Genomic DNA, 23,006 nt, shown 5'->3' on the forward strand with positions numbered 1-23,006 from the left:
TTTGAGGTTTCCTATGATGATTACTCGCCGCGCCGCGCTGCTCTCCGCCACCGCGCTCGCAACGACCGCCGGATTGCCGGACTTGAGCTTTGCGCAGGACACGCCGCGCCGCGGCGGCGTCCTCACCGTGCACCTCAATTCGGAGCAACGCATTCTCAACCCGGCGCTGCGTGCCTCGACCGGCGTTTACATCGTCGCGTCGAAGATCATGGAGCCGCTGGTTGATCTTAAAGCCGACGGCAGCCCGGACCCGATGCTGGCGACCGAATGGTCGACGACGCCGGACGGCAAGGCGATCACGTTCAAGCTGCGCCAGGGCGTCACCTGGCACGACGGCAAGCCGTTTACCTCCGCGGACGTGCAATACACCGCGATGGAGATGTGGAAGAAGCATCTCAACTACGGCACCACGCTGCAGCTTTATCTCGAAGCCGTCGACACGCCGGACAAATACACAGCCATCTTCCGCTACGCGCGCCCGATGCCGCTCGACCTTCTGCTGCGCGCCCTGCCGGACCTCGGCTACATCGCGCCGCGCCACATTTACGAGGGCACCAACGTCCTCGAAAATCCGGCGAACACCGCGCCGGTCGGCACCGGTCCGTTCAAGTTCGTGCAATACGAGCGCGGCCAGTTCATCATCGCGGAACGCAATCCGAAATATTGGCTCCAGGGTTTCCCATATCTCGATCGCGTCGTCTGGCGCTTCATCACCGACAAATCCGCCGCGACCGCAGCCATGGAAACCGGCGAAGTGCTGATGAGCAATTACTCCTCGCTGGCGCTCGCCGACATGGATCGCCTCAAGAAAGACGCGCGCTTTGAAGTCTCCAGCCGCGGCAACGAAGGCAACGCGAGCAACAACACGATCGAGTTCAACTTCCGCCGCAAGGAACTCGCCGACATCCGCGTCCGCCGCGCGATCGTCCACGCGCTCGATATCCCATTCTTCTGCGAAAACTTCCTCTACGGATTCGGGAAGCGCGGCACCGGACCGATCCCGTCGTCATCGCAGGCCTTCTTCCCGAGCGAGCACGGCCCGCAATATCCGTTCGACCTCAAGAAGGCGAACGCATTGCTCGACGAAGCCGGCTATCCGAAAGGCCGCGACGGCACGCGCTTCTCGCTGCGTCTCGTGCCCGCGCCATGGGGCGAGGACATCGCGTTGTGGTCGACTTACATTCAGCAGGCGCTCACCGAAGTCGGCATCAAAATCGAGATCGTGCGCTACGACGCGGCCGGCTTCCTCACCAACGTCTACCGCGAATGGAATTTCGATCTCGCGACCGGCTGGCACCAGTATCGCAACGATCCGGCAGTCTCGACGACGGTCTGGTATCGCTCCGGCAGCCCGAAAGGCGCGCCATGGACGAACCAATGGGGCTGGCAGTCGGACGCCGTCGACAAAGTCATCGACGACGCGCAGAGCGAACTCGATCCGGCCAAGCGCAAGGCGCTTTACGGCGAGTTCGAAAAGCTCGTGAACACCGAAACGCCGCTCTGGATGGCGATCGAGCGTCAATTCATCTCGGTCACCAATAAGCGCCTGCGCAACCATCATAACAATCCACGCTGGCCGTCGAGCCACTGGACCGACGTATGGCTCGCGCAGTGATCGGCGCTTTGCTACGCTCGTAGCATGCGCATCCTCGCACTCGCAGGTCGCCGCCTTCTCGCCAGCATCCCGACGCTGATCATCATCATCGCGGGCTTGTTCATTCTATTGCAGTTCGCGCCGGGCGACACCGTCGACGCGCTCGTCGCCCAAATGGGCGGCGGCGACGCCGCGATGATCGAACAGCTGCGCCAGCACTACGGGCTCGACCTTCCCGTCGTCACCCGCCTCGCGAATTATTTCTGGCACCTCATCCGCTTCGATCTCGGCTTCTCAGCGATCTACGGCAAGCCTGTCGCAACGGTGATCTTTGAGCGCCTGCCAGTCACGCTGCTCCTGATGGCATCCGCACTCTCCTTCGCCTTTGCGGCCGGCATGGCGCTCGGCGTACTGGCGGCGCGCCGCGTCAACGGCTGGCCTGACACATTCATTTCGACGCTCGGCCTTATCTTCTATGCAACGCCGTCGTTCTGGCTCGGCCTCATGGGCATCGTCGTCTTCGCCGTGAAGCTCGAATGGCTTCCGGCCGGCGGCTACATCGACATTGCGGCGGGCTATACCGGATGGCGTTACGCGCTCGACGTCGCGCTGCATCTCCTGCTGCCGACGCTCACACTCGGCATGATCTTCCTTGCGATCTATCTCCGCATCATGCGCGCCTCGATGCTGGAAGTGTTGACGCTCGATTTCGTCCGCACGGCGCGCGCTAAAGGTCTCAGCGAGACCGCGGTCGTGGCGCGGCACGTGTTGCGCAACGCGCTGTTGCCGATGGTGACATTGATCGGCCTGCAGGCCGGCACGATGCTCGGCGGTTCCGTCGTCGTCGAGAGTGTCTTCGCGCTGCCGGGGCTCGGCCGCCTCGCTTACGAATCCGTCGTGCAGCGCGATCTCAACACGTTGCTCGGTATCGTCTTCGTCTCGGCCTTGCTCGTCATCACGATCAATTTCCTCGTCGACATCGTTTACGCGCGGCTCGACCCGCGCATCGCGAGCAATTGATGGATGCACTACGGCGATATTTCCGCAGCCCCGCCGCGATCGTCGGCCTCGTGCTGTTGGCCGCCGTCATCTTCATGGCCGCCACCGCCGATGTCTTCTTCCCGCGCAATCCGCTTGGTCTCGCCGGCCGCCCGCTGCAATGGCCGATGGAGAATCCGCGCTTCTGGTTCGGCACCGACGGTTCCGGCCGCGATATCGCGGCGCAGATTTTCCACGGCGCCCGCATCTCGTTGCTGATCGGCGTTGTCGCGACGGTGCTCGCGGTCCTGATCGGCATCGTGATCGGCGCCGTCGCGGGTTACTACGGCGGTATCATCGACGACGTGCTGATGCGTCTTACCGAAGCATTCCAGACGCTGCCGAACTTCCTGCTGCTGCTCGTACTCGTCGCCGTGTTCGGCTCGAATATCTTGACCGTCACAGTCGCGATCGGCGTCGTGTCCTGGCCGGCGCCGGCGCGATTGACGCGCGCCGAGTTCCTCTCGCTACGCAATCGCGAATTCGTGCAAGCCGGACGCACGCTCGGGCTGCGCGACAGCGCGCTCATCTTCCGCGAGATTCTGCCCAACGCGCTGCCGCCCGTGATCGTTTATGCGAGCGTCGTGATGGCGGTCGCGATTTTGCTCGAGAGCGCCCTCGCCTTCCTCAACCTCTCCGACCCGAACGTCGCCTCCTGGGGCAACCTGATCGGCCAGGGCCGCAGCGTTTTGCGCAGTCAGTGGTATGTTTCCGCGATCCCAGGCATCGCGATAATCGTCACGGTGCTCGCGGTGTCGCTTGTCGGTCAAGGCTTGAACGATGCGCTGAACCCGAGGCTCAAGGGCCGATGAGTATTCTCGCGCTCGACAACGTTTCGGTTCGCCTCCCGCCGAAAGCGGACCGGCCCTTCGCGCTCGAAAACGTCTCGCTGCAGCTGAACGAGAATGAGATTCTCTGCGTCGTCGGCGAGAGTGGCTCCGGCAAGTCGATGACCGCGAACGCCATCATGCGTCTGCTGCCGCCTGGCGTCGCCGTCAGCCAGGGCACCATCAGCTTCGCGGATCGCGATCTCGTCGCGATGGACGAAGTGAGCTTGCGCAAAGTGCGTGGCGCCGAGATCGCGATGATCTTTCAAGAGCCGATGACCGCACTCAACCCACTGCGCACGATCGGCGATCAGATCGGCGAAATGTATCGCACGCACACTAACCTTGGTCGGAGCGACATCGACGCGAAAGTCCTCACACTACTCGGCGAAGTCGGAATCCCCGAACCCACGAGCGCGATCCGGGCCTATCCGCATGAACTCTCGGGCGGCCAACGCCAGCGTGCCATGATCGCGATGGCGCTCGCCCTCGGCCCGCGCGTGCTCATCGCTGACGAGCCGACCACCGCGCTCGACGTCACCACGCAGGCGCGCATTCTCAAACTCATCAAAGATCTGCAGCGCGATAAGGGCACGGCCGTGCTCTTCATCACACACGACTTCGGCGTCGTCGCCGAGATTGCCGATCGCGTCGTGGTGATGCAGAACGGCCGCGTCGTCGAGCAAGGCACGGTCGCGCAGGTTCTGCAGAACCCGCAGCATCCTTACACGCGACAGCTTCTCGCCGCCGTCCCGCCGCTGCAAGCCCCTCCGCCGCGCATGCTCGCAAGCAAAACGATCCTTGCCGCGTCGGGCCTCACCAAGACGTACCGCAAATCGGGATTGTTCGGCCGCGGCAAGCGCGAGACGCACGCGCTCGACAATGTCTCGATCACGCTGCCGCGCGGCGCGACCCTTGGCGTCGTCGGTGAGAGCGGCTCCGGCAAGACGACGCTCGCGCGCTGCATCATTCGCCTCATCGATCCCGACGCAGGCTCGATCGACATCGAAGGCATCGACTTCGCGCATCTGTCGCGCAGCGAACTGCGCCGCGCCAGCGACCGCGTGCAGATGGTGTTTCAAGATCCGTTCGGCTCACTGAACCCGCGTCGCCGCGCCGGCGAACTCGTCGCGCAGGGACCGATCGCGCACGGCACATCGCGGCGCGAAGCCTGGGAGCGTGCGCGCGAACTCTTCGCGCTCGTCGGCCTGGACCCAGAAGCGACCGAGCGATACCCGCACGAATTCTCCGGCGGCCAGCGACAGCGCATCGGCCTCGCCCGTGCGCTCGCGCTCAAACCGAAGCTTTTGATCGCGGACGAACCGGTCTCCGCCCTCGACGTCTCCGTCCAGGCGCAGGTGCTCAAGCTCCTGAAGAAATTGCAGACGGATCTCGATCTCTCGATCCTCTTCATCACGCATGACCTTCGCGTTGCCGCGCAGGTCTCCGATCACATCGCGGTGATGAAGGATGGCATCGTCGTCGAGACTGGCCGCGCCGCCGACGTCTTCACCAACCCCAAGCACGACTATACGAAGGCTCTGCTCGCCTCGATCCCGGGGCGAAATCTTCACCAAACCGCGAGCCAGGCTGTCCCGCCGCAGAGTTAAGACGCCGCACCGGCATCCGTATTGCTGTTCCCCTGTCAGACGATCGAAACCGCCATTGAGGTGGTTAACGCTGGGACACCGGCGTTCCGTATCGAGACACGGGATGAGTTGCGTGAAAAAGGGTCAGGCACAAGCCACTGCCGCCGATCTGAATTTGGTCAGCACCGCGCAGCGGCGGGCGGTGTGGGAGTCGCTGCTCAAGCGGCGCAAGGTCGAGATGACGCGCCTCATGGTCGCGCTCGGCGCCGCATCTTGCGACGCGATTGCCATCGCGGCCGCCGGCGGCGTGACCGACGCGCTCTACCACGCATGGGCCGACGGCGCGAAACTGCAACTCTCGATCAACTTCCAGTTCGCGATGATCATCTGCACATTCATCGTCATCGTTAACGCGCTGCGTTCCGAATACGTCATCGAAAACTATCTCCGCTGGGCGCCGCCGATCCCGCGCATATCGATCGCATGGGGCGGCGCTTTTGTGCTCGCCCTCGCCCTCGGCTTCTTCAGCAAGACGACCGCGGACTATTCCCGTGTGTTCGTGCTCACATTCTTCTTGTCCGGGTGGCTCTCGCTGCTGTTTGGCCGTCTGATGTTGGTCGGCTTCCTATCGAAGCGAAGCCGCCTCGGCGCCGACTCGATGCGCCGCGTCGTCGTCATCGGTTATCCGGCCGACGTCGATGCTTTCGCGCGCAAACAGATGACCACAGACTTTGAGTGTCGCGTTGTCGGCTTCAGCTATTTGCGCAAAGGCCTCGATCCGAACGACAAGCTCAACAGCCTCACAGAACTCAACGAGGACATCGCGCTCGCGGTGTCGACCGTCCGCCTGTTGCGTCCGGACGACGTGTTCATCCTGATCCCATGGTCGGACGCGGACGCGCTCGACCGCTGCGTTACGTCTTTCACCAATGTGCCGGTTTCGCTGCATCTGCGCCCCGAGCTTGTTATGGAACGCTTCAGCGAGATGAGCGTCGCGCGCGTCGGCGGATTGCTCGGGCTCAATGTCGCACGTCAGCCGCTGACTTTCACGGAAGTGCTGCTCAAGCGCGCCTTCGACGTCGTCGTCTCGGCTTTCGCGCTTGTGGTTCTCTCGCCACTCTTTGCTATCGTCTCGATCCTGATCCGCCTCGACAGTCCGGGCTCGGCTATCTTCGTGCAGGAGCGCTACGGCTTCAATCAAGAGCCGTTCCGCGCCTTCAAGTTCCGCACGATGCGCGCGAGCGCCGACCGTACTTTCCGGCAGGCGCAGAAAGACGACGACCGCATCACGCGGCTCGGACGCTTCCTGCGCCGCTGGAACATCGACGAACTGCCGCAGCTGGTGAATGTGCTGCGCGGAGAAATGTCGCTCGTCGGCCCGCGTCCGCATGCGCTGGCACATGACCGCGCCTTCGAACAGCGCATCGCGCATTATGCGCGCCGCCATAACGTGAAGCCGGGCATCACCGGCTGGGCGCAGGTCAATGGCTTCCGCGGTATCACGGCGACCGACGCCGCCATGCAGGGCCGCTACGAGCACGACCTCTACTACATCAACAATTGGTCGCCGACGCTCGATTTCAAAATTCTGTTGCTGACGGTGTTTTCGCGCAAGGCCTATCTCAATGCGAATTGATCGCCCCTTCACCACTCACACCATCTGACGTAGCGGACCGCGAACGATGAGCATGGCAGCCCCCGCTTTCAACCTCCGCACCGATCTCGATGCGATGTGGTTACTTCCGAGCCTCAAGCCGCGCATTGCCAATCAGCTTGCCGGTCTCGTCAACACGGCGCCCGCGTGGATGAAGAACGAAAGGCCGCTCGTCAGCTTCTCGTTCGATGACGTTGCAAAATCGGCGGCGCATTCCGGCGCGCGCCTGCTCGCAGAGCACGGTGCGACGGGAACATTCTACGTTTCGGGCAGCCTGGTCGGAACCCATAGCGATTACTGGATCAACGCCGACCGCGACGACATCGTCGAACTGATCCGCAGTGGCCACGAAATCGGCTGTCACACGCATGGGCATCTCTCGATTGCGAACGCCACTCCAGAACGCATCTTCGCCGAGACGCGGACCAACACGCGTTTTCTCCGCACGCTGGAGCCGGACCTTAAGATTGATAACTTTGCTTATCCGTTCGGCCGCGCGTCGCCCGGCCTGAAGAAGCGGCTCGCGACACGCTTCCATTCGAGTCGCAGCACCCGCGCCGAGGTCAATCACGGCCGTATCGATCTTCAGCTTCTCAGCGCGTTCCCCCTGATGGATCGAAAGATGACGCCGCGTGTCATCGATCGGATTCTCGACCGCGCCGTTCAAACCAACGGCTGGGCGATTTTCTACACCAACGATGTCGCGCTCCAGCCGAGCCCCTATGGCTGCTCGCCCGCTCTCCTCGCTTACGCGCTGACGGCGGCGGAAGCGCGCGGCATCGAATGCGCTCCCATTCGTGACGCTCTCCTCAAAATCGGCGCAGAACGCACTTTCTGAGCGGCCCGGGTCGGGCGAAACGCCGCGCGATCCGAGGCTTTCAATGTCCCGCCGCAGCGCCTAAACAGGCCTCAACGTTTTTGTTGAGGAAGCGCCGATGCGTCCCGAAGAGCCGATTGCCATTCGCCTGGAAGATTACCGCCCGCCCGATTGGCTGGTCGATACCGTCCATCTCGACATCGATTTGCACCCGACCGAAGCGCGGGTTATCGCGACGCTCAAGATGCGGCCGAACCCGGATGCCGACGGCGCTCGCGCCATCGTCCTCGACGGCGACGAACTCAAGCTTTCGCGCATCACGCTCGACGGCAAAACACTCGACCCGCGCGCCTATGTTGCAACGCCGGAACGCCTCACGATTCCGAGACCACCATCCGGTCCGATCACGCTCGAGATCGAGACGCTCCTCAATCCGTCGACCAACACGCAGCTGATGGGGCTCTATCAGTCGAACGGCATCTACTGCACGCAGTGCGAGGCCGAAGGCTTCCGCCGCATCACCTACTTCCCGGACCGCCCGGACGTGATGGCGGTCTACACCACCCGTATCGAAGCCGACAAAGCGGCAGCGCCGATCCTCCTCGCCAACGGCAACATGACTGAGAGCGGCGACATTGATAACGGCCGCCACTTCGCGGTGTGGCATGACCCCTTCCCGAAGCCGTCGTACCTGTTCGCGATGGTCGGCGGCGATCTCGCCTTCATCGAAGACACGTTCCGTACGATGTCCGGCCGCGATGTCGCGCTCAAAATCTATGTCGAGCACGGCAAGGCACATCTCTGCGACTACGCGATGGATTCGCTTAAACGCTCGATGCGCTGGGACGAAGAGGTCTTCGGCCGCGAATACGATCTCGATATCTTCATGATCGTCGCCGTCGCTGATTTCAACATGGGCGCGATGGAGAACAAGGGCCTCAACATCTTCAACGACAAATACGTGTTGGCGAGCCCCGAAACCGCGACCGACGCCGACTACGCTTCGATCGAGGCGATTGTCGCGCACGAATACTTCCACAATTGGACCGGCAATCGCATCACTTGCCGCGATTGGTTCCAGCTCTGCCTCAAGGAAGGCCTCACGGTTTTCCGCGATCAGGAATTCTCCGCCGACCAGCGCTCCGCCGCGCTCGAGCGCATCGGCGATGTACGCAATCTCCGTGCCATTCAGTTCACCGAAGATTCGGGTCCGCTGGCGCATCCGGTGCGCCCGTCGATGTATCGCGAGATCAACAATTTCTACACGCCGACGATCTACGAGAAAGGCGCCGAGATCATCCGCATGCTGCGCGTGATGATCGGCCGCGAGGATTTCCGCCGCGGCATGGATCTCTATTTTGATCGTCACGACGGTGATGCCGCAACCATCGAGCAATTCATCGCCTGCTTCGCCGAAGCGTCAAAGCGCGACCTAACTCACTTCTCGCAGTGGTACAGCCAGGCCGGCACACCGCATGTCGCGGCCGAAGGCCAATGGAACGCCGAAGCAAAGACCTACCGCCTCGATCTCGTGCAGAATACGCTGCCGACGCCCGGCCAGCCCAGCAAGGAACCGCAGGTGATCCCGCTCGCCGTCGCGCTGTTCGACGAGCAAGGCCGCGCGATGAAAACAGACGAACATCTGATCGTGCTCGACCGCGCCTCGCAGAGCGTCGAGTTCCGCAACATCAAGAGCCGCCCGGTTCTTTCGATTAATCGCGAATTCTCCGCGCCCATCGTGTTGCGCACGAACGCGACCGAGGAGGACACGCAGGTTCTCGCCGCTCACGACACGGACTCGTTCAACCGCTGGCAGGCGATCCAAACGCTCGCCATGAAGTGGCTCGTCGCGCATGTGCGCGGCGCCGAGGCGAACACCGCCGCGCCGCTCCTCGATGCGTTGAAGAATGTGCTCGCCGACAGGAAGCTCGCGCCGGCCTTCGTCGCGCAGGCACTGGCGATGCCGACCGAAGGCGACATCGCGGGCGAGATCGCGAAGAATGTCGATCCGGACGCGATCTTCCGCGCCCGCAAAGCGCTCCGCGGCACACTCAGCGAAGAGCTGCGCGCTTCCCTGCAGGCCGCTTACGATACCTACGCTGCGTCGCGCGGTCCGTTTAACCCTGACGCCAAGAGCGCCGGCGAGCGCGCGCTGAAAAACGCCGCGCTCGATCTGCTCGCCGCGAACGGCGACGCCAAGGCGATCGCACTCGCCGCGCGTCAATTTGCCGACGCCGACAACATGACAGACCGCATGGCCGCGCTAGCCGCCCTGATGCCGCACGACATCCCGGAGCGCGAGCAGGCCTTCAAGGCGCTCTACGATCGCTTTGAGAACGATCCATTGGTGATCGACAAGTGGCTCACGATGCAGGCGATGGTCCCGGAAGCGGCGACCTTCGACCGCATCAAGGCGCTGACCGAGCACAAGGCGTTCTCCTTCAAGAACCCCAATCGCGTCCGCGCGCTGATCGGCGCTTTCGCCGGCAACCCGAGCCAGTTCAACCGCCCGGACGGTGCCGGCTATCGCTACCTGACCGAGACCGCAGTCGCCATCGATCCGCAGAACCCACAGCTCGCCGCCCGCCTCATGGGCGCCTTCAAGACGTGGCGGCGCCTCGAACCGGGCCGCGCAGCGGCCGCCGAAGCGGCGCTCAAGGCCGTCGCAAAGGCCCCGAATCTCTCGCGCGATTTGGCCGATATTGTCGGCCGCGCGCTCGCCGCGCCGTAAAGCGCAAAACAACCTGTGGCTGCATCGTCGGTGCAGCCACCATTAGTAGACGAGTGGATTCCGGGCGGACTCAATCCCTAGCGGCCCGCCACAATGATTACAAAATTATTAAGATTTCCTGGACACACGGCCTGCCTTGGATTCCAATCGAAGTGATTCGGAGAGATGCGGCACATCCTTCCGGATGTTTGAGGGGACTTCGGTAGGAGGCTTGGGATGGCGCGCGGCCACGCTGCGAGCGCATCTGCACGTCCTGATTCCATAAAAGGGCTTGCGCAGGCAGTCGCAAACCCGACGTATCGTCGGCTGGTCACAGCCGAGCCTTTGATGCGCCGGGCGGTACCCGTGCTTATCGTCGCCTTCCTGGTGACGATCGGCATAGGTGCGATCGTCCAGATGCTGGAACAACGACGACAACATCTTTCAGATTCGCGCGCGGAAATCGAGATCCTCGGCGAACTCATCGGCGAACGCATCGAGCGCGAGCGGCCTTCGGCCGGCTTGACCAATGCGCAGCAGATTCTGGAAGCCAGCATCAATCACATCGCGGCGCGCGGCCGCCGCGCTTTGCTGACCGATCCGAACGGCAAGATCGTCGCGACCTGGCCACAGAACGATCCGGCGCGCGGCCAGAATTTGCTCGAAGTCGTCGGCGCCGATCAGCCGCTGACGACATTCGGCGCTCGCGCCGGCGCGATGGAGATCACACTGGCGGATCGCACCGACGCTTTCGCGACGATCCGCAGCTTGTCCTATCCGTTCGGTCAGATCGCCGTCGTGCAGACGCGCGCCAGCGTACTCTCGCCATGGCGGGCAGACGCCGCGCTCACCGTCACGCTGTTCGCGACCACCGGCTTCATCCTGCTGATCCTTGGCTTCGCCTTCCACTGGCAGGCGACGCGCGCTCGCGAAGTCGACATCATTTTCGACACTGTGCGTGGACGTATCGATACGGCGCTCAACAGCGGCCGTTGCGGACTTTGGGACTGGGATTTGGGCCGCGGTCGCATCTTCTGGTCGCGCTCGATGTTCGACATGCTCGGCCTCGAGCCGCGCGACGACCTACTCACCTTCGCAGAAGTCGCCGCGCTGGTGCATCCGGACGATACCCAGCTCGCCGACATCGCGCTGCGCTGGAACGGCGACGAAGGCGAGGTCATCGAAAAGTCGTTCCGCATGCAGCACGCCAACGGCAGTTGGGTGTGGCTGCGCACGCGCTGCGAACACGTTCAGCAATCCGGCAACGTCGATGGCCACATCGTCGGCATCGCGGTCGACATCACGGACCAGAAGGATCTCGCCGCCACCACGGCCACCGCCAACGAGCGCCTGCGTGACGCCATCGAGGCGATCTCGGAAGCCTTCGTGCTCTGGGATTCGAACAATCGCCTCGTGCTTTGCAACTCGAAATTCCAGACGCTCAACAACCTCCCGGATGAATCGATCCGCCCCGGCCTGCCCTATCGCCAGGTCATCGCCTCCGGCGTTCAGCCAATCGTCCGCACCTCGCTCGCCGATGAATCGCACCACGCGCAGGGCGGCTTGACCTTCGAAGCGCAGCTCGACGACGGCCGCTGGCTCCAGATCAGCGAACGCCGCACGCACGACGGCGGCTTCGTCTCGGTCGGCACCGACATCACGCTGCTCAAGCGCCACGAAGAAAAGCTGCTCGAGAGCGAGCGGCAACTGGTCGGCATGGTTCTCGACCTGAAGAATTCGCAGCATGCCCTCGAGCGCAAGACCGACGAGCTCTCCAAGCTCGCCGAGAACTACAACGTCGAGAAAATCCGCGCCGAAGACGCCAACCACGCGAAATCCGAATTCCTTGCCAATATGAGCCACGAGCTGCGCACGCCGCTTAACGCCATCATCGGCTTCTCGGAGATCATGACGTCAGGCATCTTCGGTCCGATGGCCGAGCGCTATCACGAATACTGCCGCGACATTTCCGAGAGCGGCCGCTATCTGCTCGACGTCATCAACGACATTCTCGATATGTCGAAGATCGAAGCCGGCCGCGTCGATCTCGCCATCGAGGAATTCGAGCTCAATGCCGTCGTCGCCGAAACGCTGCGCATCATGTCGCCGCGCGCGCAAGACAAGCGCCTCGCGCTCAGTGTCGACATTCAGCCGAACCTCATGCTCTCGGCCGATCGCCGCAGCGTGAAGCAGATCATCCTCAACCTGCTCTCCAACGCCGTGAAGTTCACACCGGACGGCGGGAAGATCGCGGTCCACGGCTCACGCCGCGGCAACACGATGTTCATCTCGCTGCAGGACAGCGGCATCGGCATCCCGGAGCATGCGCTCAAAAAGATCGCGCGGCCGTTCGAGCAGGTGCAGAGCCATCTGACCAAAAATCACCAAGGCTCCGGCCTCGGCCTCGCCATCGCGAAATCGCTCGTCGAACTTCACAATGGATCGATGCAGATCCGCTCGAAGCAAGGCGTCGGCACGCTCGTCTCGATCAAGCTGCCGGGCGTCGCCGCTACCGCGGCACATCACCGCCCCGCAATCGCGAGTTAACGCGAACCCGAAATCGCCGTCTCCAGAATCGTCCGGAACGTCTCGCGCACCTTGCGCTGTGTCTCGATCAAATGCGCATCCAGCGTCGCGAAATCCGGCAAGTCCGCCGCGCGCGCCAGCAGCTTCTTCGGCTCACTTGTTGCAGTCTTCGGATCGAACAGCGATCCAACCAAATAGAGCCGCAACACCTGCGTCAAATCCTGGTAAAGCGTTATCGCCGGCCGCAGGACTTCGGCATGCTCCAGCGGCAGCACGCCAAGCCGCAACGCCTTCTCCAGCACGCCCGCCGTCGCCGTATCGAGAATGCCCGGATGCTTGTGCGCGTGAACGAGCTGCAGATATTGCGCGATGAATTCGATATCAATCAGCCCGCCCGCCGCGGTCTTGAGATCCCAGCGGTCGCTCTCGCCCTTCTCGGCCGCGATCGCCTCGCGCATTTCCAGCACGTCCGCGGCGATCACCGAAGCTTCACGCTTGCGCTGCAGCACCTTCGCGATGGCGGCGTTCACGCGCGCCGTGAATTTTGGCGATGACGACAGGACACGCGCACGCGTCAGCGCCATATGCTCCCACGTCCACGCTTCTTCTTTCTGATAGGCCTCGAACGCGTCGAGCTTCGTCGCGACCGGCCCGGAGCGCCCCGATGGCCGCAGCCGCATATCGACGGGATACAGCGCGCCGTAGTTCGTTTGCGCCGTCAGCGCCGCGATCAGCCGCTGCGTCAGCCGCGAGAAATATTGGCTGCCGTAGAGCGGCTTCGTGCCGTCCGACTCGGCATTCTCGCCCGCGAAATCGTAGACGAGGATAAGATCGAGATCGGATGCCATCGTCATCTCGCGGCCACCGAGCTTGCCCATCGCGATGACGGCGGTCTCCTGCCCCTTCACGCGCCCATGCGTCTCGATGAAGCGCTGCGTGATCGAGGCATCGACCTCGCGCACCAGCACGTCGGCGAGCTCCGCGAAGGATTGCCCCGCTTGCCGCGCCGGCAGCGTGCCCGAGAGAATACGTGTGCCGAGCAGAAACACTTGCTCCTGCTTGAACAAACGAATGCGGTCGAGGAAATCTTCGTAGGAGAGCGCATCGCCGAGCGCGGAGCGCAGCATCTCGGTCAGCTTCTCGTCGTCCGGCAATGCGCCGAAGAAAGCCGGGTCGATCAGCGCGTCCATCACGCCCGGATGCTCGCTCAGCGCGTCCGCGAGACGCGGCGAAATGCCTAGGATGAGTGCGAGCAGCGAGACGAGGCTCGGATTCTGCCGCAGCAACGACAACAAACGCGCGCCGCCATGCAAATTCTGCAGAAATTTGTCGAGCGCCTGCAGCGCGCCGTCCGGGTCTTCGGCGCGCGAGATGTGGCTCAAGAAAACCGGAACGAGTTCTTTCAGATGCGATTGCGCAAGCTCGCCGCGCAGCGCACCGCGCTTCGCCGCGAACCAGCCGCGCACGATGCCGGAGACTTCGAGCGCGCGCTTGAAGCCCATCTCGACCAAGCGGTCGAGCGTCTCGCGATCGTCGCGTTCCGCCGGGAACGCAAGTTCGCGCTGCCCCGGCGCCGCGCCGATGCTGCCTTCGAACAGCTGCCCGTAATGCCGTTGCACTTTGCGCAGATGCTTGAGCAAATCGGTCGCGAAGGCATCGCGATCCTCGTAGCCCAGGAACCGCGAGAATGCGTTCAGTTCGGCGGGATCGGACGGCAGCGAATGCGTCTGCTCGTCGTTCATCATCTGCAAGCGATGCTCGACGCCGCGCAGGAAGATGTAGGCCTCGCGCATATCGTCGCGCGCTTCCTTCTTGATCCAACCGCCCTCGGTCAGACCATCCAGCATCTCCAGCGTTTCACGCCCGCGCAATTCCGGATGCCGGCCACCGGCAATCAACTGCTGCGTCTGCGCGAAGAACTCGATCTCGCGAATGCCGCCGCGGCCGAGCTTGATGTTGTGCCCTTCGACCGCGATTTCATCGTGGCCGCGGAAGCTGTGGATCTGCTGCTTCATCGCCTGCACGTCGGCGATGGCCGCATAGTCGAGATATTTGCGCCAGATGAACGGCGTCAGCGCTTTGAGGAAAGCGTCACCGGCCGGAATATCGCCGGCGCACGGCCGCGCCTTGATCAGTGCCTGCCGCTCCCAGTTGAGGCCGACGCTCTCGTAGTAACCGAGCGCCGCACCGGTCGAGAGCGCGATCTGCGTCAGCCCCGGATCGGGCCGCAAACGAAGATCGACGCGGAACACGTAACCGTCGACCGTCCGCTCCTGCAGCATCTTCGCGAGATTGCGCGTGAGCCGCACGAAAAACGGCGCCGCCTCGTCGCGGTCGACAAGCGTGCACGCATCCGCATCGTAAAGGCAGATGAGATCGATATCGCTCGAGTAGTTGAGTTCGAAGCCGCCCATCTTGCCCATCGCAAGCACGATGTAGCCGGAGCCGACCTCCGGCCGCGCCGGGTCAGGCGCACGCATCTTCTTTTTGCGCACCGCCTCGCCGAGCAGGAAACGCAGCGCGAGCGTGATCGACATGTCGGCGAGTTCGGTCAGCGCATGCGTCACGCGCGGCATGATCCACGCGCCGCCGATATCCGCGAGCGCGATCAGCAGCGCCGCCTCGGCTTTCATGTGCCGCAGGATGCTCGTCGCGTCGGCTTCGTCCTCGGCCTTCGCGATCTTCTGCTTGGCCTCGGCAAGGATCGCGACGAAGCGCGCATCCGGGTCGCTGTTCAAAGCGCGCAGCAGCCGATCCGCGTCGTGATTGACGAGATCCCAGAGATAGGGCGAACCGCCCGCAATGCCCTCGACCATCGCTTGGCCGAGCGGATGCTCGTCGAGCAGCGCTTTAAGTTCCTTGCGGCTCGCCGAGCGCGCCTTGTCCCAGTCGCGCATGCGCCGGCGCATCGCTTCGTCGTCCGCCACCTTCGGGGCGCGGGTGAAGCGGGAAATCAGCGTTTCGGTCGCGGACAGCGGCTTTTTAGTCGATTTCGGGGACGGTTTGGCCTTCATGCCCCCGTTTGTGGCATTGCGGCACGGGGCAGCGCAATCACCGCTTTGAGACCCGGCGCATTATCTTCGAGGTTCACTTTCCCGCCATGCACCCTGGCGACGGCCGAGACGAGGCTGAGGCCGAGGCCCGAACCCGGCGCGGAGCGGCTCGATTCAAGGCGAACGAAGCGTTCGAGCGCGCGGCTGCGGTCGGCTTCCGGAATGCCGGGCCCATTGTCTGCAACCGAAAGGAGAACCTCGCCGTCCGTCTGCTGCGCCGACACCGTGATGCGCGCGCGCGCCGTTTCGCCGTCGCGCTTCGCCCCATACTTGATCGCGTTGTCGACGAGATTCGCGATCGCCTGACTGACCAGCTCGCGGCTACCCGTCATCATCAGGCCCGGCTCCGCCTCGACGACGAGCGATATTCCCTGCTCTTCCGCCAGCGGCTCGTAGAGTTCGCCGACATCGTGCGCGACCTGCGCGGCGTCGAACTCCTTCACGGGTCCTTGCGCCTGTCCGGACTCGGCGCGCGCGATCATCAGCAGCGCGTTGAAGGTCTGGATCAGCCGGTCGGATTCGTCGATCGTCGCCTCCAGCGCGGCGCGATAATCCGTGTCACTCTTCGCCGTGCGCAGAGCCGCCTCGCAGCGATTGCGCAGCCGCGTCAGCGGCGTCTTGAGATCGTGCGCGATGTTGTCGGACACCTCTTTGAGGCCGGACATCAGCGCCTCGATGCGCTCCAGCATCGCGTTGAGGTGGCTCGCGAGGCGGTCGAACTCGTCGCCCGTGCCGGTCACGCGCAAGCGCCCCGACAGATTGCCGGCCATGATCGTCTGCGTCGTGTCGGTCATTGCATCGACGCGGCGCAGCACGCGGCGCGTGATGAAGAAGCCGCCGGCAAGCCCGAGGATGATCACAACCGCGATCGACCACCGCCCGGCCGAGAGCACGATCTCGTTCAGCCGTTCGCGTTCTTCAAGGTCTCGGCCGACCAGCAGACGGTAGCCGCCCTGCAGATGGAAGACGCGCACCAGCGCGCGCTCGGGCCTCGCCTGCGAGTCGTCGAGCCGCCGATACGATGTCTCGGTCCAGCCCGGCTTGTCGAGAATGCCGGCGTCGAGCGGCACGATATTGCCCGCGACGCCTTCGCCATTCGCACTCGTCACGAGATAGAGACTAGAGCCCGGCCGCCGCGAGCGTCCGTCAACGATCAGCACCAGCCGGCGTAGCCCGGCCTGCCGGTATTGCTCGGCAAGACCGAGAATTTCGGCGTCGACCGTCTGCGTGATTTGCTCCGTGATGAGCCGCTTCGTGTTCCACGCGAAATAGCCGAGCAGCAGCGCGGCGAAGAGCGCGAACACGGTCAGATAGAGCAACGACAGCTTGAACGCTGTCGTGCGAAGGAATTTACCGAGCGCCGTCACGGATCATGTATCCGGCACCGCGGATGGTGTGCAGCAGCGGCGGCGTGAAGCCTTTGTCGATCTTCGAGCGCAGCCGCGAGATGTGCACGTCGATGACGTTGGTCTGCGGGTCGAAATGATAATCCCAGACATTCTCCAGCAGCATCGTGCGCGTCACGACCTGCCCGGCATGCTTCATCAAATACTCGAGCAGGCGAAACTCGCGCGGCTGCAGCACGATCTCGGTGCCGTTGCGCGTCACCTCATGCGAGAGACGGTCGAGCGAGAGGTCGGCGACGCGATACGACATCTCCTCGCTCTTGCCCGTCGGCCGGCGCGACAGCACTTCGACGCGCGCAAGCAATTCGGAGAAAGCGTACGGCTTGGTGAGGTAGTCGTCGCCGCCGGCACGCAAGCCTTTGACGCGATCGTCGACCTGACCGAGCGCCGACAGAATCAGAACCGGCGTCGTGATATTCTTCGTCCGCATCGCGCCGATGATCGAGAGTCCGTCGCGCTTCGGCAGCATGCGGTCGACGATAACGACGTCGTGCTCGGCTTCGAGCGCCAGCGCGAGACCCTGCTCGCCATCGTGGACCGCATCCGCAACATGGCCCACCTCGCGAAACGCTTTCACGAGATAGTCCGCCGCGTCCTTATCGTCCTCGATGATCAGAATCCGCATGTCGCCGTCTTTGGTCGCTTCAGAGGGGGCAGAAGCTAGCGTGTCGCGCTCCGCCATGCCAGTCGGCGCAGCGCGCGGGCTGAGGATTACACGGGACAAACTGATATCGCGGAACACCATCGACCTGACCCACAAAAAAGGGCGGGGACGGACCGAAATCCGTCCCCGGGGGCTACCCCATCGGCGGGGGCGACATTTGCCGACAGAACATCCCCAACTGAATTGAAGTGGATGGAGGTGCGCCCCCTCGTCCAGTGCAGCGCACCTCCATCTCCGCCCGCCGCCGAAGCGAATTCACGAGCGGTGACTACTCTTGAGCGGCTTAGCCTTGAGCAATCGGCAAAGCCACGAAACGGCTGCTGTCGCCGGACTTCACGCGCACCAGCACGCTCTTCTTGCCTTTCGCATCCGAAAGCGCCTTACGGACTTCGGAAGCGCTCGACACCGGTGCACCGGCAACTTCGAGGATCACGTCGCCGGACTTGAAGCCGCGTTCCGCAGCCGGGCTCGACGGCTCGACTTCGGTGACGACGACGCCGTCCTTCCCGGCACCGGCGACAGACGCCGCCGGAGCGAGGCGAAGGCCAACCACCGGAGCGCCGGCAGCCGGCACCTCGCGATCTTCCTGCGCTTCGGCGCGCTGCTGGCGTTCCGCCGGCAGCTCACCGAGTTTCATCGTCAGCGCCGTTTCCGAGCCATTGCGGAAGACGCCGACCTTCACATTCTCGCCCGGCGACAGCGCGCCGATCTTCTTGGCGAGGTCGCGCGCATCCTTCACGGGCTGGCTGTTGACAGACACGATCACGTCACCCGATTTGATGCCGGCCTTGGCGGCCGGGCCGTCACGCTGCGGGTCCGCAACGAGGGCGCCCTGCTCGCTCTTGAGCCCGAGGCTTTCGGCAATCTCTGCCGTCACCGGCTGAATCTGAACGCCGATCCAACCACGCGAGACCTGACCCTTATCCTTCAACTGCGCGACGACGCTGCGCACGGTGTCCGCGGGAATCGCGAACGCGATGCCGACGTTGCCGCCCGACGGCGAGTAGATCGCCGTGTTGACGCCGATCACGTTGCCGTCAACGTCGAAGGTCGGGCCGCCCGAGTTGCCCTTGTTCACCGGCGCATCGATCTGGATGAAGTCGTCATACGGACCGGCGCCGATGTCGCGGCCATTTGCCGAGACGATGCCGGCCGTGACCGTACCGCCGAGACCGAACGGATTGCCGACCGCGAGAGCCCAATCGCCGACGCGCGGCAGCTTCTCAGCCAGCGGCACGAACGGGAAGTTGTTGCCCTCGACTTTCAGCAGCGCGAGGTCGGTACGCGGATCAGTGCCGATCACCTTCGCGGCGTAAGTCTTGCCGTCGTCCATCTTGACCTCGACGGACGCGCCCTGCGCGACGACGTGATTGTTCGTCACCGCATAGCCGTCACGCGAGATGAAGAAGCCGGAGCCTTGCGACATCGAGAACTGGCGCGGAGCCGGACGGCCTTCGCCGCGGCGGCCACCGCCACGCGGCGCCATCTGGCCTTCGCCATCACCGAAACCGAAACGCTTGTAGAAGCGCTCCATCGGCGAACCCGGTGGGAACGGCGAGTTGCCGTCCATCTCGGCGCCCATCGAGGCGTTCTCGACCTTGACGCGGACCGCGAACACGGCCGGCTTCACCTTCTCGACGATGTCGGCGAAGCTCGCCGGACGCGTCGCGAGCGCCTGGGCATGAGCCGGCGCGACGAGGAAATTCGTTTGCGAGGATTGCGGGACAGCAAAAATCGTCAGCGCACCGATGGCGGCACCGGCGGCGAGCATGGCAACGCCGCGAGAGACGATCGACTTACGGCGGGCTTGATGGATTTCAGACATTCATTCTTCTCCAGGGATCGTAAGGCGCGCCAGGGGATGCGCCGTGTTCATGGAGAGGAAGATGGGGGAGCGCGCCTTACGGCGCTCTGTCGGAGGAATTAAAGTTTGTTCATCTAGGACAAGCGGCAATCCTGCCCAATCCCAGCACCTAACCGCCGTCATGGCCCGCTTCATTCAGCACGGAGCTGGTCATCCCGGGGCGCGCTTGCGCAGCAAGCTGCGAGCCCGGGATCCATAAACACTATTCTATCGATGCGGCAGGGAATATGGATCCCGGGCTCGCGTGGCTCGCTACGCGAGCGTCACGCGCCCCGGGATGACCAGCGACAGGTCGGCTTCTTTGGAAACATTCTGGCGATGTACGAAATGCGCTAAAGCGACTTTTCGCTCAACAACGCTTCAAGACGCTCTTTCTCGTCGGGCCGCAATTCAAGCGTCTTCGCAACGTCGCGACGCCGCTTTGCCGCGAAGAATACGACGACACCGCCGATGAGAACGACCAGCAGCGGCGCGGCCCACAACAGGGCCGTGCTGCTCGAAAGCCGCGGGCTCAGCAGCACGAACTCACCGTAGCGAGCGACGAGAAAATCACGCACCTGCTCGTCGCTGTCGCCGGCCGTCAGACGCTCGCGAACGAGCACACGCAGATCGCGCGCGAGCGGCGCATCGGAATCGTCGATCGATTGGTTCTGACACACCATGCAGCGCAGCTGCCGCGACAGCGCGCGCGCCCGCGCTTCGAGCGCGGCGTTCGGCAAAACTTCGTCCGGGAGCACGGCCCGCGCCTCGAACGGCGAAAGCGCCGCGAGCGCAACCAACGCGGCGAAGAGAAACGCGCGCATCATTCGGCAGCCTCGGCCGCGATACGTCGCCGCGCCGGCTTTGGCGCACCGACGCGCAAGCGGCGGTCCGAAAGCGACAGCAGCGCGCCGAACATCATCAGCAGTGGCCCAAGCCAGATCAGCAGCACGAGCGGCTTATGATAGATGCGCACCGTCGTGCCGGTCGCCTCGACTTCACCAACCGCCGCGTATAGTTGACTGACTCCGCGCGTCAGCAGCGCGGCTTCCGATGTCGTCATCTGCCGCGCCGCGAACGCGCGCTTCGTCGGTTCCAACACACCAATCACGTGACCATTCCGCCGCACCGTCAGGCGAATGACGGTCTCGCGATAGTTCGGTCCTGTGCGCGGGAACGTCGCATCGAGCGTGAGATCGTAGTGCCGCAGCGAGACCGTATCGCCGACTTTCATCGACGCGATCTTCTCGGCGCCCCACTGCGTTTCGCCGACGACGCCGAGCAACATCACGCCGACGCCGAGATGCGCGAACGCCGTGCCCCAGGCCGAGCCCGGCAAGCCGCGCGCGCGCGACAATGCGGTCGCGAAAGGCAGCCGCACAAAACCGGCGCGCTCGGCGAGATCGGTCAAAGTGCCGATGATCACATACAGCGCGAGGCCGATGCCGAACGGCGCCAATACGGGGCCGCCCGTCTGCGCCGCGAACGTCGCCGCCATGCCGAACACGCCGATGCCAACCGCGACCAGCAAACGCTGGCTCGCCGCGTAAAGATCGCCGCGCTTCCACGCGAGCAGCGGCCCGAACGGCAGTGCGATCAGCAGCGGCAAAATAAGCGGTCCGAACGTCGCATTGAAGAACGGCGCACCGACTGAGATCTTCTCGCCGGTCACCGCTTCGAGCGCGAGCGGATAAAGCGTGCCAACGAAGATCGTCGCACAAGCCGCCGAGAGGAAGAGGTTGTTGTAAATGAGCGCGCCTTCGCGCGAGATCGGCGCGAAAAGTCCGCCGGTCTTGAGCATCGGCGCACGCCACGCATAGAGCGCGAGACTGCCGCCGATGAAGAAGATCAAGATCGCCAGAATGAAAACACCACGCGACGGATCGGCCGCAAACGTGTGCACCGACGTCAGCACGCCGGAGCGCACCAGGAATGTGCCGAGCAGAGACAGCGAGAAAGCGAGGATCGCCAGCAGCACGGTCCAGACCTTCAGAGCTTCACGCTTCTCCATCACGACGGCGGAATGCAGCAATGCGGTGCCGGCGATCCACGGCATCAGCGATGCGTTCTCGACCGGGTCCCAGAACCACCAACCGCCCCAGCCGAGTTCGTAATAGGCCCAGTAGGAGCCCATCGCGATGCCCCCGGTGAGGAACAGCCAGGTCAGCAGCGTCCACGGCCGCACCCAGCGCGCCCACGCCGCATCGATACGGCCTTCGATCAGCGCCGCGACCGCGAACGAGAACGAGATCGAGCAGCCGACATAGCCGAGGTAGAGCATCGGCGGATGCACGGCGAGCCCGAGGTCCTGCAGGATCGGATTGAGATCGCGGCCTTCCATCGGCGCCTGCGCGATGCGCGCGAACGGGTTCGACGAGAACAGAATGAAGAGATAGAACGCCGTCGCGATCGCGCCCTGCACGGCGAGCACATGCGTGCGCAGCGTGATCGGCAGCGGCGCACTGAACAGAGCAACCAGTGCGCCGAAGGTCGCAAGGATCAGCACCCACAAGAGCATCGAGCCCTCGTGGTTCCCCCAGACCGAGGTGAAGCGATAGATCAGCGGCTGCGCCGAATGCGAATTCTGGTAGACGTTGAACACCGAAAAGTCGGACGTCACATAGCAATAGGTCAGCGCGATGAACGACAACGCGACGAAGGCGAATTGCGCGACCGCCGTCATCGGGCCGACCGAGATCAGTGCCGCATCGCCGCGTCGCAATCCCCACACCGGCACGCTTAGCTGCACCAGCGAGAGGACGAGCGCGAGGATCAGCGCAAAATGTCCGGCTTCGGCGATCATTGCGTCGCTCCGCTCGGCCGCGCGGCGGCGGGAGCCGGCTTGTTATCGCCTTCCTTCCAATGCCCCTGCTTCTTCAGGGCATCGGCGACGTCCTTCGGCATGTAATTCTCATCGTGCTTGGCGAGCACGCTGTCGGCGCGGAACGTACCGGCCGTATCCAGCGCGCCTTCAGTGATCACACCCTGCCCCTCGCGGAAGAGGTCCGGCAGGATGCCCTTATACGCCACCGGGATCGTCTTGTTGCCGTCCGTGATGTTAAAACGCACCGCGAGGGCTGCATCGCGTTGCACCGAACCTTGCGCGACGAGCCCGCCGAGACGGAAACGCGTGCCCGGCTGCACTTGCTTGGCCTGAACATCCGTCGGAGAATTAAAGAACACGACTGAGTCCTTCAGCGCGACCAGCACCAGCGCGACCGCTAGTCCGAGCACGCCGAGCGCGGCTCCGATCAGAACGAGGCGGCGTTGCTTGCGTGTCATCGC

Annotated in this window: 15 protein-coding genes; 8 read left to right on the forward strand and 7 right to left on the reverse strand. The window is 63.6% G+C overall.

Annotated elements, in window-relative coordinates; all coding sequences use genetic code 11:
• Positions 1-16: 16 nt before the first annotated feature.
• From GJW30_RS18710 to GJW30_RS18745, 8 genes are all read left to right on the forward strand, one after another.
• Entirely contained in the window at positions 17-1,615 is a 1,599-nt protein-coding gene (locus tag GJW30_RS18710) for an ABC transporter substrate-binding protein (protein ID WP_197703823.1), read from the forward strand.
• A 24-nt stretch (positions 1,616-1,639) separates the two neighbouring features.
• Positions 1,640-2,614, forward strand: a complete 975-nt coding sequence (locus GJW30_RS18715; RefSeq protein WP_096357926.1) for an ABC transporter permease — start codon at positions 1,640-1,642, stop codon at positions 2,612-2,614.
• Positions 2,614-3,444: an ABC transporter permease gene (locus GJW30_RS18720; protein WP_096357927.1), complete on the forward strand. Its 831-nt coding sequence runs from the start codon at positions 2,614-2,616 to the stop codon at positions 3,442-3,444. Before GJW30_RS18715 ends, GJW30_RS18720 begins: the two co-directional genes overlap by 1 nt.
• Positions 3,441-5,069, forward strand: a complete 1,629-nt coding sequence (locus GJW30_RS18725; protein WP_096357928.1) for an ABC transporter ATP-binding protein — start codon at positions 3,441-3,443, stop codon at positions 5,067-5,069. The genes GJW30_RS18720 and GJW30_RS18725 overlap by 4 nt, the downstream gene beginning before the upstream one ends.
• 112 nt (positions 5,070-5,181) lie before the next feature.
• Positions 5,182-6,684, forward strand: a complete 1,503-nt coding sequence (locus GJW30_RS18730; protein WP_347337721.1) for an exopolysaccharide biosynthesis polyprenyl glycosylphosphotransferase — start codon at positions 5,182-5,184, stop codon at positions 6,682-6,684.
• A gap of 52 nt (positions 6,685-6,736) precedes the next feature.
• Positions 6,737-7,540, forward strand: a complete 804-nt coding sequence (locus tag GJW30_RS18735) for a polysaccharide deacetylase family protein (RefSeq protein ID WP_157746789.1) — start codon at positions 6,737-6,739, stop codon at positions 7,538-7,540.
• 97 nt (positions 7,541-7,637) lie between these two features.
• Positions 7,638-10,250, forward strand: a complete 2,613-nt coding sequence (gene pepN, locus GJW30_RS18740; RefSeq protein WP_096357931.1) for an aminopeptidase N — start codon at positions 7,638-7,640, stop codon at positions 10,248-10,250.
• Between the two features lie 216 nt (positions 10,251-10,466).
• On the forward strand, positions 10,467-12,776 hold the full coding sequence (locus GJW30_RS18745; protein ID WP_096357932.1) for a PAS domain-containing sensor histidine kinase: 2,310 nt from the start codon (positions 10,467-10,469) through the stop codon (positions 12,774-12,776).
• Here the strand turns inward: GJW30_RS18745 and GJW30_RS18750 are convergent.
• From GJW30_RS18750 to ccmE, 7 genes are all read right to left on the reverse strand, one after another.
• On the reverse strand, positions 12,773-15,769 hold the full coding sequence (locus GJW30_RS18750) for a bifunctional [glutamine synthetase] adenylyltransferase/[glutamine synthetase]-adenylyl-L-tyrosine phosphorylase (RefSeq protein ID WP_096357933.1): 2,997 nt from the start codon (positions 15,767-15,769) through the stop codon (positions 12,773-12,775). The genes GJW30_RS18745 and GJW30_RS18750 overlap by 4 nt on opposite strands.
• Positions 15,766-17,175 (reverse strand): sensor histidine kinase, encoded by a 1,410-nt coding sequence (locus GJW30_RS18755; protein ID WP_096357934.1) that lies wholly within the window; start codon positions 17,173-17,175, stop codon positions 15,766-15,768. The genes GJW30_RS18750 and GJW30_RS18755 overlap by 4 nt, the downstream gene beginning before the upstream one ends.
• Positions 17,159-17,839, reverse strand: coding sequence for a winged helix-turn-helix domain-containing protein (locus tag GJW30_RS18760; RefSeq protein WP_096358922.1), 681 nt, complete (start codon positions 17,837-17,839; stop codon positions 17,159-17,161). Before GJW30_RS18760 ends, GJW30_RS18755 begins: the two co-directional genes overlap by 17 nt.
• Before the next feature lie 322 nt (positions 17,840-18,161).
• Positions 18,162-19,703: a Do family serine endopeptidase gene (locus tag GJW30_RS18765; RefSeq protein WP_096357935.1), complete on the reverse strand. Its 1,542-nt coding sequence runs from the start codon at positions 19,701-19,703 to the stop codon at positions 18,162-18,164.
• Between the two features lie 371 nt (positions 19,704-20,074).
• The gene (locus GJW30_RS18770) at positions 20,075-20,545 is read right to left on the reverse strand and encodes a cytochrome c-type biogenesis protein (protein ID WP_096358923.1); all 471 of its coding nucleotides are present in this window, start codon (positions 20,543-20,545) and stop codon (positions 20,075-20,077) included.
• The gene (locus GJW30_RS18775; RefSeq protein WP_096357936.1) at positions 20,545-22,524 is read right to left on the reverse strand and encodes a heme lyase CcmF/NrfE family subunit; all 1,980 of its coding nucleotides are present in this window, start codon (positions 22,522-22,524) and stop codon (positions 20,545-20,547) included. Before GJW30_RS18775 ends, GJW30_RS18770 begins: the two co-directional genes overlap by 1 nt.
• Positions 22,521-23,003 (reverse strand): cytochrome c maturation protein CcmE, encoded by a 483-nt coding sequence (gene ccmE / locus GJW30_RS18780; RefSeq protein ID WP_096357937.1) that lies wholly within the window; start codon positions 23,001-23,003, stop codon positions 22,521-22,523. The genes GJW30_RS18775 and ccmE overlap by 4 nt, the downstream gene beginning before the upstream one ends.
• Positions 23,004-23,006 lie beyond the last annotated feature (3 nt).

The organism is Variibacter gotjawalensis (assembly GCF_002355335.1).
GTDB classification, from domain to species: Bacteria; Pseudomonadota; Alphaproteobacteria; order Rhizobiales; family Xanthobacteraceae; genus Variibacter; species Variibacter gotjawalensis.